The sequence below is a fragment of the Rathayibacter sp. AY1F2 genome, from assembly GCF_002930885.1.
Lineage (GTDB): Bacteria > Actinomycetota > Actinomycetes > Actinomycetales > Microbacteriaceae > Rathayibacter.
Map to the genome: position 1 here is coordinate 167,051 of NZ_PSVG01000007.1, position 9,608 is coordinate 176,658.

The following is a 9,608-nucleotide window of genomic DNA, read 5'->3' on the forward strand; positions in this document are numbered from 1 at the left end:
TACCGTCCGGGCGCCTGAGCGGCTTGTCACATTGGGTAACGTGTGGGAATCGACGCCCTGCTGCGCTCGTCGCGCGGGGCCGCATTCCTGGAGGACGACATCTTGACTATCACCTCGCGTAAGGCCGCGTTCGGCGGTCTCGCCGCCCTCGGCGTCACCGCGCTTCTCGCCGGTTGCGCCTCCGCCCCCGAGGAGAGCGGCTCCAGCGCCGCCGCCGGTGGCGACTTCCTGCCCTGCATGGTCTCCGACGCGGGCGGGTTCGACGACAAGTCGTTCAACGAGCTCGGCTACAACGGCCTCGTGAAGGCCTCGGAGGACCTCGGCGTCACGCCGAAGACCGTCACCTCGGAGTCCGAGACGGACTACGCCCCGAACCTGACCAGCCTCGTCGACCAGGGCTGCAACCTGATCATCACCGTCGGCTTCGCGCTGGCCGAGGCCACGTCGGCCGCGGCCGAGGCGAACACGGACATCGACTTCGCGATCATCGACGACGCGTCGATCGACCTGCCGAATGTCAAGCCGATCACCTTCGACACCTCGCAGGCGGCGTTCCTCGCCGGCTACGCGGCCGCGTCGTACTCCAAGACCGGCGTCGTCGGCACCTACGGCGGCCAGCAGTTCCCGACCGTCACGATCTTCATGGACGGCTACGCCGACGGCGTGAAGTACTACAACGAGCAGAAGGGGAAGGACGTCAAGGTCGTCGGCTGGGACGTCGACGCGCAGACCGGCTCCTTCACCGGCGGCTTCGCGGCGGGCGTCGAGGCCAAGTCGGCCGCGCAGTCGCTGATCGACCAGAACGCGGACGTCATCCTCCCCGTCGGCGGTCCGATCTTCCAGTCGGCGATCGAGGCGATCCGCGACTCCGGCAAGGACATCGCGATGGTCGGCGTGGACGCGGACCTGTACGAGACCTACCCCGACGGCGCCGACCTGTACCTGACCTCGATCCTCAAGGGCATCGAGGCCGGCACGACCGACGTCACCAGCTCCGCCGGAGCCGACGACTTCGACCCCACTCCCTTCGTGGGCACCCTCGAGAACGACGGAGTCGGCATCGCGCCGTTCCACGACTTCGAGTCGAAGGTCTCGGGCGACCTGCAGGGCGAGCTCGACACCATCAAGGCGGGCATCATCGACGGCTCCATCACCGTCACCTCCCCGTCCGCTCCCGCGGCGTCCTAGCCGCTTCCTCGAAGAGGCCGGCGGGCCCGAGCACACCTCGGGCCCGCCGGCCTCTTCGTCGGTCCGGCGGGCGGATCGGCTCCGCTGCGGCCATCGATCCCGGCCGACGGCGCATCGTGGCGCGAACCGAAAGTTAGATTGGTCCCATGAAGCTCGAACTGCGTGGCATCACGAAGCGCTTCGGCGCGCTCGTGGCCAACGACCACATCGATCTCACCGTCGAACCCGGTGAGATCCACTGCCTCCTCGGCGAGAACGGCGCGGGCAAGTCGACGCTCATGAACGTGCTCTACGGCCTGTACCAGGCCGAGGAGGGGGAGATCCTGCTGGACGACGCGGTCCAGCACTTCTCCGGTCCGGGTGACGCCATGAAGGCGGGCATCGGGATGGTCCACCAGCACTTCATGCTCGTCCCCGTATTCACCGTCGCCGAGAACGTCATGCTGGGCCACGAGGAGACGAAGGCCGGCGGGCGCCTGGACCTCGCTGCCGCGCGCGCCCGGGTGCGCGAGATCTCGGACCGCTTCGGCTTCGACGTGGATCCCGACGCCCTGGTCGAGGACCTCCCCGTCGGCGTCCAGCAGCGGGTCGAGATCATCAAGGCCCTCTCCCGCGACGCCCGGGTGCTCGTGTTCGACGAGCCGACCGCGGTGCTGACCCCGCAGGAGACCGACGAGCTGATCGCGATCATGCGCCAGCTGCGTGCGGCCGGGACCGCCATCGTCTTCATCACGCACAAGCTCCGCGAGGTGCGCGAGGTCGGAGACCGCATCACCGTCATCCGCCTCGGCAGAGTCGTGGGGGAGGCGTCGCCGACGGCGAGCAACGCCGAGCTCGCCTCGCTGATGGTGGGCCGCGCCGTCGAGCTGACGGTGCAGAAGGAGCAGGCGGTGCCGGGCGACGAGGCCCTCGTCGTCTCGAACCTCACCGTGCGCGACGCCAACGGCCAGGCCGTCGTCGACGACGTCTCCTTCGAGGTCCGCCGCGGCGAGATCCTCGCGATCGCGGGCGTGCAGGGCAACGGCCAGACCGAGCTCACCGAGGCGATCATGGGCCTGCAGGAGCGGGTCGAGGGCTCGGTGACCCTGGACGGGCGCCGCCTCGACGGGCTGTCCGTGCGCCGCGTCCTCGAGTCGGGGGTCGGCTTCGTCCCCGAGGACCGCACCGAGGACGGTCTGGTCGCCGAGTTCACGATCGCCGAGAACCTCATGCTCGACCGCAGCGACCGCGGTCCGTTCGTGAAGGGACTGGGCCTGCGGCTGAAGGAGCTCGAGCGCTTCGCCGAGGAGCGGGTGCGCGAGTTCGACGTGCGCGCCCAGGGGATCGGCACCCACGTCGGCCGCCTCTCCGGAGGCAACCAGCAGAAGGTGGTGCTCGCGCGCGAGCTCAGCCGGGAGCTGCGGCTGTTCATCGCGGCGCAGCCCACCCGCGGCATCGACGTCGGCTCCATCGAGTTCGTCCACAAGCGCATCGTCGAGACGCGCGACACCGGGGTCCCCGTGATCGTGGTGTCGACGGAGCTCGACGAGGTCGCGGCGCTCGCCGACCGCATCGCGGTCATGTACAAGGGCGGGATCATCGGCATCGTCCCCGCCGACACGCCCCGCGAGGTCCTGGGGCTCATGATGGCCGGGCAGGCGCCCGCCGAGAAGGGAGCGGCGGCGTGAGCGACGCGCAACTGCCCGCGGTCGATCCCGACGCGGAGACCGAGAAGGCGTCCGGGCTCGAGCCCGGCCAGAAGCCGGATCAGGAGGTGCGCTCCGGCCCGCTCGAGAGCGGCGCCTCCCGCGTCCTGCGCGAGATCCTCTCCGGCACCGCGCTGATGTCGGTGCTCGCCGTGCTCCTCTCCCTCATCGCGGGCGGCGTGCTGATCGCCGCGACCGACAAGGACGTCCAGGCGGCGTCGGGCTACTTCTTCGCCCGGCCGCTCGACACCCTGCAGGCGATCTGGCAGTCCGTCTCCGGTGCCTACTCCTCGCTCTTCCAGGGCTCGGTCTACAACTTCCGCCGCGAGGGCTTCGCCAACGGCATCAAGCCGCTGACGGACACCCTGGCCTTCGCGACCCCGCTGATCGCCGGCGGCCTCGGAGTGGCGCTGGCCTTCCGCGTCGGCCTGTTCAACATCGGCGGCCGCGGCCAGATGCTGATCGCCGCCGCCTGCGCGGGCTGGGTCGGCTTCTCCTTCGACCTCCCGTGGGGCGTGCACCTGATCGTCGCGCTCGCCGCCGGCATCCTGGGCGGCGCGCTCTGGGGCGGACTCGTGGGACTGCTCAAGGCCCGCACCGGCGCGCACGAGGTGATCCTCACGATCATGCTCAACTACGTCGCGTTCTACCTGATCTCCTACCTCCTGCGGACGCCCGGCGCGCTGCAGGCGCCCGGCTCGAACAACCCGAAGTCGCCCGGGATGAAGGAGACCGCGGTCTTCCCGGCGCTCCTCGGCCCCGGATACTCGCTCACGCTCGGCTTCGTCTTCGCGGTCCTCGCGACCGTGTTCGTCTGGTGGCTCCTGAACCGCTCGACGATCGGCTTCAAGTTCCGCGCGGTGGGGGAGAACCCGCACGCGGCACGGGTCGCGGGCATCGACGTGAAGAACAGCTACGTGTACGCGATGCTGCTCTCCGGCGGCCTGCTCGGCCTGGCCGGCAGCGCCCAGGTGATGGGGACGGTCACGACCGGCTTCACCTCCGGGATCGACGCGGGCATCGGCTTCGACGCGATCACGGTCGCGCTGCTGGGCCGCTCCCGACCCTGGGGCGTGTTCTTCGCCGGCATCCTCTTCGGCGCCTTCAAGGCGGGCGGCTACTCGATGCAGGCCGCCGAGGGCGTGCCGATCGACGTGGTCCTCGTCGTCCAGTCGCTGATCGTCCTCTTCATCGCCGCACCGCCGCTGGTGCGCGCGATCTTCCGCCTCCCGACGCCCGGGGCAGCCCCGAAGCGCCGCACCCGCCGCACCTCGGAGGTGTCCGCATGAGCACCGCCGTCGCCACCGCCCCCGACCGCGTCGTGATCCGCAGCTGGAAGGCGCCGATCGCGTTCGGCGTCTTCGCGCTGCTCGCCGTCGTCCTCTTCGTGGCCCTCGGCCGCGACGGGACGAGCTCGTTCCGCCTCGCCGCGGGGACCGACTTCTTCGCGCTGCCGGACATCCCGTTCCCGACGCGGGGGACGGGCGTGGTCGTCGCGATCCTCCTGGTCGCCCTGGCCGTCGCGTCGGCCGGGCTCACCCGCGCCGGCCGCCGGATCCCGCTCTGGCTCTCGGCGGTCTTCGCCCTGGTCTTCCTGATCGGGTTCCTCGTCTGGGCGTCGGCCGGTGCCGCGCTGCCCGTCTCGGGACTGCTGCTCGGGACCGTCGGGCTCGCCACTCCGCTGATCTTCGGCTCGCTCGGCGGCGTCATCTCGGAGCGTGTCGGAGTCGTCAACGTCGCGATCGAGGGGCAGCTGCTCGCCGGCGCCTTCACCGCGGCGATGGTCGGCTCCCTCACCCGCCAGCCGGTGCTCGGCCTGCTCGCGGCGATGGTCGCGAGCGTCCTGGTGTCGTTCGTGCTGGCCGCCTTCGCGATCAAGTACCTGGTCGACCAGGTGATCGTCGGAGTCGTGCTGAACGTGCTGGTGACCGGCCTGACGAGCTTCCTCTACTCCCAGGTCCTCTCCGCCGATGCGTCGACGTTCAACTCGCCGGTGAAGTTCGACCGCCTCCCGATCCCGGTGCTCAGCCAGGTGCCGATCGTGGGCGCCGTCCTGTTCAACCAGACGGTGATCGTCTACCTGATGTACTTCGCGATCTTCGCGGTGTGGTGGGGCCTGTTCAAGACCAAGTGGGGCCTCCGCCTGCGCGCCGTGGGCGAGCACCCGCAGGCCGCGGACACCGTGGGCATCGATGTCGCCCGCACGCGCTTCTGGAACGTCTCCCTCGCCGGGGCGATCGCCGGAGTCGGCGGCGCGTACTACACGCTCGACGCGGTCGGCGCGTTCGGCAAGGAGATGACCGCGGGTGCGGGCTTCATCGCCCTGGCCGCCGTCATCTTCGGCCGCTGGGACCCGATCAAGGCGACGCTCGCGTCGCTCCTGTTCGGCTTCGCGACCAACCTGCAGAACGTGCTCGGCGTCATCGGCTCGCCCGTGCCCAGCGAGTTCATGCTGATGCTGCCGTACGTCGTGACGATCTTCGCGGTGGCCGGTCTCGTCGGCCAGTCCCGCGGACCGGCCGCCGCCGGCAAGCCGTACCTGAAGTCCTGAGAGGAGCCGTCGTGACCGACATCGACTGGGAGGCGCTGCGCGAGGCCGCGCTCGAGGCCATGAGCCACGCCTACGTCCCGTACTCGAAGTTCCCCGTCGGGGTCGCCGCGCTCGTGGACGACGGCCGGACGATCTCGGGCTGCAACGTCGAGAACGCCTCCTACGGGCTCACGCTCTGCGCCGAGTGCGCGCTGGTGTCCTCTCTGCACATGACGGGCGGCGGCCGGCTCGTCGCCTTCACCTGCGTCGACGGGAAGGGCGGCGTCCTGATGCCCTGCGGGCGCTGCCGCCAGCTGCTCTTCGAGCACTCGGCCGAGGGCATGCTCCTCCAGACCGTGTCGGGCGTGAAGACGATCGACGAGGTCATCCCCGACGCCTTCGGCCCGCGCACGCTCGAGGCCTACGCCGCCTCCTAGGGCCGCCGTCACCGCTCCCACTCCCGAACCGAGGACCCCGCATGACCCGCACCACCCCCGTCGAGGACTTCGACGCCGTCGACATCATCCGCACCAAGCGCGACCGCGGCACGCTCTCGACCGCGCAGATCGACTGGCTGATCGACGCCTACACCCGCGGCTACGTCGCTGACGAGCAGATGGCGGCCTTCGCGATGGCGGTCCTGCTGAACGGGATGGAGCGCGACGAGATCCGCGACCTCACCCTGGCGATGATCGCCAGCGGCGAGCGCATGCGGTTCGACGGACTCGGCAAGCGCACGGTCGACAAGCACTCCACGGGCGGGGTCGGCGACAAGATCACGCTGCCGCTGATGCCGCTGGTCGCCTCCTTCGGCGTGGCGGTGCCCCAGCTCTCGGGACGCGGGCTCGGCCACACGGGCGGAACGCTCGACAAGCTGGAGTCGATCCCGGGCTGGCGGGCCGACCTCGGCAACGAGGAGATGCTGGAGCAGCTGCGGACGGTCGGCGGCGTGATCTGCGCCGCGGGCTCGGGCCTCGCCCCCGCCGACAAGAAGCTCTACGCGCTCCGGGACATCACCGGGACCGTCGAGGCGATCCCGCTGATCGCGTCCTCGATCATGTCGAAGAAGATCGCCGAGGGGACCGACGCCCTGGTGCTCGACGTGAAGTTCGGCTCCGGGGCGTTCATGGTCGACATCGAGCGCTCGCGGGAGCTGGCGCGGGCGATGGTCGACCTCGGCAACGACGCGGGGGTGCGGACCACCGCGCTGCTGACCAACATGAACGTGCCGCTCGGTCTGGCCATCGGCAACGCGAACGAGGTGCGGGAGTCGGTCGAGGTGCTCGCCGGCGGCGGCCCCTCGGACGTCCGGGAGCTGACGCTGGCCCTGGCCCGCGAGATGCTGGCCCTCGCCGGGCAGCCGGACGCGGACGTCGAGCGCGCCCTCGACGGCGGCGCGGCGATGGACACCTGGCGCGCGGTCATCCGCGCTCAGGGAGGGGACGCGGATGCGGCGCTCCCCGAGGCCCGCGAGACCCACGTCGTGGTCGCGGAGCGCGACGGCGTCCTGGTGGAGCAGCAGGCGCTGCCGTTCGGCATCGCCGCCTGGCGCCTGGGCGCCGGACGCGCCCGACAGTCCGACGCGGTGCAGCACGCGGCGGGGATCGACCTGCACGCGAAGCCGGGCGACCGCGTCCGCGCGGGCCGGCCCCTGCTCACGCTGTCGGCCGACGAGCCGGAGCGCTTCGCCCGGGCGCTCGAGGCGCTCGACGGTGCCTACCGGATCGGCGACGACGGCGACGAGGTGCTCGACGGCGGCCCCCTCGTGGCGGAGCGCGTCTCCTAGCCCCGCGCCGCCCGGCACGGAAGAGGCGCCGCCCGGCGAGCCGCTCCCGCCGACCCTCTAGGGTGGTCGGCGAACCACCGCCGACCTGCGAGGAGCACCGTGACCGATCAGACCGAGGAGTACCTCCTCCCGGGCGAGGGCGTCCTCATCGACGAGCTCCCCAAGGTGTCGCTGCACGACCACCTCGACGGGGGGCTGCGGGCCGGGACGGTCCTCGAGATCGCCCGCGAGACGGGCGTGCCGCTCCCGGCCGAGGAGCCGGACGCGCTCGCCGAGTGGTTCCGCGCCACGGCCGACTCCGGCTCCCTCACCGACTACATCGCCACCTTCGAGACGACGGTCGCCGTGATGCAGACCGCGCCGGCGCTCGAGCGCGTGGCCCGCGAGTTCGTGCTCGACCTCGCCGCCGACGGAGTCGTGCACGGCGAGGTGCGCTGGGCGCCGGAGCAGCACCAGCGCGCCGGGCTCTCGCTCGACGCGGCTGTCGAGGCGGTCCAGGAGGGGCTGCAGCAGGGCGTGCAGGAGGCGGCGGCGGAGGGACACCGCATCCGCGTCGGCCAGCTGATCACCGCGATGCGGCACGCCGACCGCTCGCTCGAGGTCGCCGAGCTGGCGCTGCGCCACCGCGAGCGCGGTGCGATCGGCTTCGACATCGCCGGAGCCGAGGCGGGCTACCCCGCCTCGCGGCACCGTCCCGCCTTCGAACTGCTCGCGGCGGCGCACTTCCCGACCACGGTCCACGCGGGGGAGGCGGACGGCCTCGACAGCATCCGCTCCGCCCTGCTCGACGGCCGCGCCCTGCGCCTGGGTCACGGCGTCCGGATCGCGGAGGACATCCGCATCGAGCGCCAGGACGACGACGCGAGCTACGTCACCCTCGGCGAGCTCTCGGAGTGGGTGAAGGACCGCGAGATCGCCCTCGAGCTCAGCCCCTCCTCCAACCTGCAGACCGGCGCCGTCGCGGCGTGGGGTGCCGAGCTCGCCGACCACCCCTTCGACCTGCTCTACCAGTTGGGCTTCCGCGTCACGGTGAACACCGACAACCGCCTGATGAGCGCGACGACACTCAGCCGCGAGCTCGCCCTCCTGTCCGACGCGTTCGGGTACGACCTCGACGACTTCGAGGCCTTCCAGCTGAACGCGGCCCACGCCGCCTTCCTGCCGCTCGACGAGCGCCGCGAGCTCGTCGAGACGATCAGCGCCGGCTTCGAGGCGGCCTGACGGTGCCGCTCGACGCGCTCCCCGAGGAGGCGGTGGCCCTCCGCCACTCCGCCGGATCGTGGCGGGAGGCCGTCCTCGAGGCGGGCCGTGCGCTCGAGCGGACCGGCGCGGTGGACGCCGCCTACTCCCGGCGCATGGTCGAGCAGGTCGACGTGCTCGGGCCGTACATCGTCATCGCGCCCGGGCTCGCCCTCGCGCACGCCCGGCCCGGCAACGACGTCCTCGCGGACGGCCTCTCCGTCGTCACGCTGGCCGAGCCCGTCGCCTTCGGCCACAGCACCAACGACCCGGTGTCGGTCGTCATCGGGATCGCCGCCACCCAGGCGCACGGACACGTCGGCTTCGTCTCCGGGCTCGCCGATGTGCTCAGCCGTCCGGACGCGGTCGGTGCCCTCGCCGCCGCCCGCACCGTCCGCAGCATCAACGCCGTCCTCACCGACAGCACCCCGCACCACCCGCACCACGGAAGAAGCGCATGAAGATCGTCACCCTCTGCGGCGCCGGAATCGGCACCTCCGCCATCCTCAAGCTCGGAGCCGAGCGCGCCCTCGAGACCCTCGACCTCGAGGCCGAGGTGATCGCCTCCGACCTGGCCTCCGTCGACGCGCTCGCCGCCGACGCGCAGGTCATCCTCACCTCCGGTGAGCTCGTCGACCGCATCGGCCGCACCTTCGCCGAGGTCGTCGTCATCGACAACTACCTCGACCAGAACGAGATCACGGAGAAGATCGAGCGGGCGCTGGGTTGAGCTCGACTCTGAGCCGCTCCCTGCGCGGCTCAGCGCGGTCGGCCTCCCGACGGGGTGCGTTCCGCAGAGCGTATTCCGTCGGGCTGCCTCGAATCGCTGCCACGCGATTCTCGGACGCGCCCTCCACCTTGCGGTGAGAGGGCGCTCCCTCCTCCTGCTGGTCGAGTAGCCGCAGAGCGGCGTATCAAGACTCCCATTTCCAGGGCGCGATGTGTCTACCGTGCGGTGGGAGGGCGTCCGTCGTCCGCCCCTGCTGGTCGAGTGGCCGCGGAGCGGCGTGCCGAGAGCCGGGTTCCCGCGCGGACGGCTGCTCGGGTCTTGGGGGGTCAGCGGGCGGCGAGCTGCTCGAGGACGGTGCCGATCAGGTGGCGGGCGCGTCCGGCGCCCAGGCGCCAGGCGGCGATGCCGAACGGCAGCGCCTGCTGCTCCACCAGGACGCCGTCGCGCTCC

General features: G+C 71.5%; 9 protein-coding genes. All 9 read left to right on the top strand.

Going from position 1 to position 9,608, the window contains the following annotated elements; genetic code table 11:
* The first annotated feature begins 102 nt into the window (after nt 1-102).
* The 9 genes from C5C54_RS08115 (at nt 103) to C5C54_RS08155 (ending at nt 9,158) form a co-directional block, all read left to right on the top strand.
* Nucleotides 103-1,188, top strand: coding sequence for a BMP family protein (locus tag C5C54_RS08115; RefSeq protein WP_104246690.1), 1,086 nt, complete (start codon nt 103-105; stop codon nt 1,186-1,188).
* Nucleotides 1,189-1,334: 146 nt separating this feature from the next.
* A complete protein-coding gene (locus C5C54_RS08120) occupies nt 1,335-2,855 on the top strand; it encodes an ABC transporter ATP-binding protein (RefSeq protein ID WP_104226419.1) in 1,521 nt (506 codons plus the stop codon).
* On the top strand, nt 2,852-4,162 hold the full coding sequence (locus C5C54_RS08125) for an ABC transporter permease (RefSeq protein ID WP_219812170.1): 1,311 nt from the start codon (nt 2,852-2,854) through the stop codon (nt 4,160-4,162). Before C5C54_RS08120 ends, C5C54_RS08125 begins: the two co-directional genes overlap by 4 nt.
* A complete protein-coding gene (locus C5C54_RS08130) occupies nt 4,159-5,424 on the top strand; it encodes an ABC transporter permease (protein WP_104223181.1) in 1,266 nt (421 codons plus the stop codon). The genes C5C54_RS08125 and C5C54_RS08130 overlap by 4 nt, the downstream gene beginning before the upstream one ends.
* 11 nt (nt 5,425-5,435) lie before the next feature.
* Nucleotides 5,436-5,840, top strand: coding sequence for a cytidine deaminase (locus C5C54_RS08135; RefSeq protein ID WP_104223180.1), 405 nt, complete (start codon nt 5,436-5,438; stop codon nt 5,838-5,840).
* A 41-nt stretch (nt 5,841-5,881) separates the two neighbouring features.
* Nucleotides 5,882-7,189: a thymidine phosphorylase gene (locus C5C54_RS08140; protein WP_104288109.1), complete on the top strand. Its 1,308-nt coding sequence runs from the start codon at nt 5,882-5,884 to the stop codon at nt 7,187-7,189.
* Between the two features lie 99 nt (nt 7,190-7,288).
* Nucleotides 7,289-8,410 carry an adenosine deaminase gene (locus C5C54_RS08145; protein ID WP_104288110.1) on the top strand — a complete coding sequence of 374 codons (1,122 nt, stop codon included), beginning with the start codon at nt 7,289-7,291 and terminating at the stop codon, nt 8,408-8,410.
* Nucleotides 8,411-8,412: 2 nt separating this feature from the next.
* A complete protein-coding gene (locus tag C5C54_RS08150) occupies nt 8,413-8,889 on the top strand; it encodes a PTS sugar transporter subunit IIA (RefSeq protein ID WP_104255398.1) in 477 nt (158 codons plus the stop codon).
* The gene (locus C5C54_RS08155; RefSeq protein WP_104226416.1) at nt 8,886-9,158 is read left to right on the top strand and encodes a PTS sugar transporter subunit IIB; all 273 of its coding nucleotides are present in this window, start codon (nt 8,886-8,888) and stop codon (nt 9,156-9,158) included. The genes C5C54_RS08150 and C5C54_RS08155 overlap by 4 nt, the downstream gene beginning before the upstream one ends.
* Nucleotides 9,159-9,608: the final 450 nt, after the last annotated feature.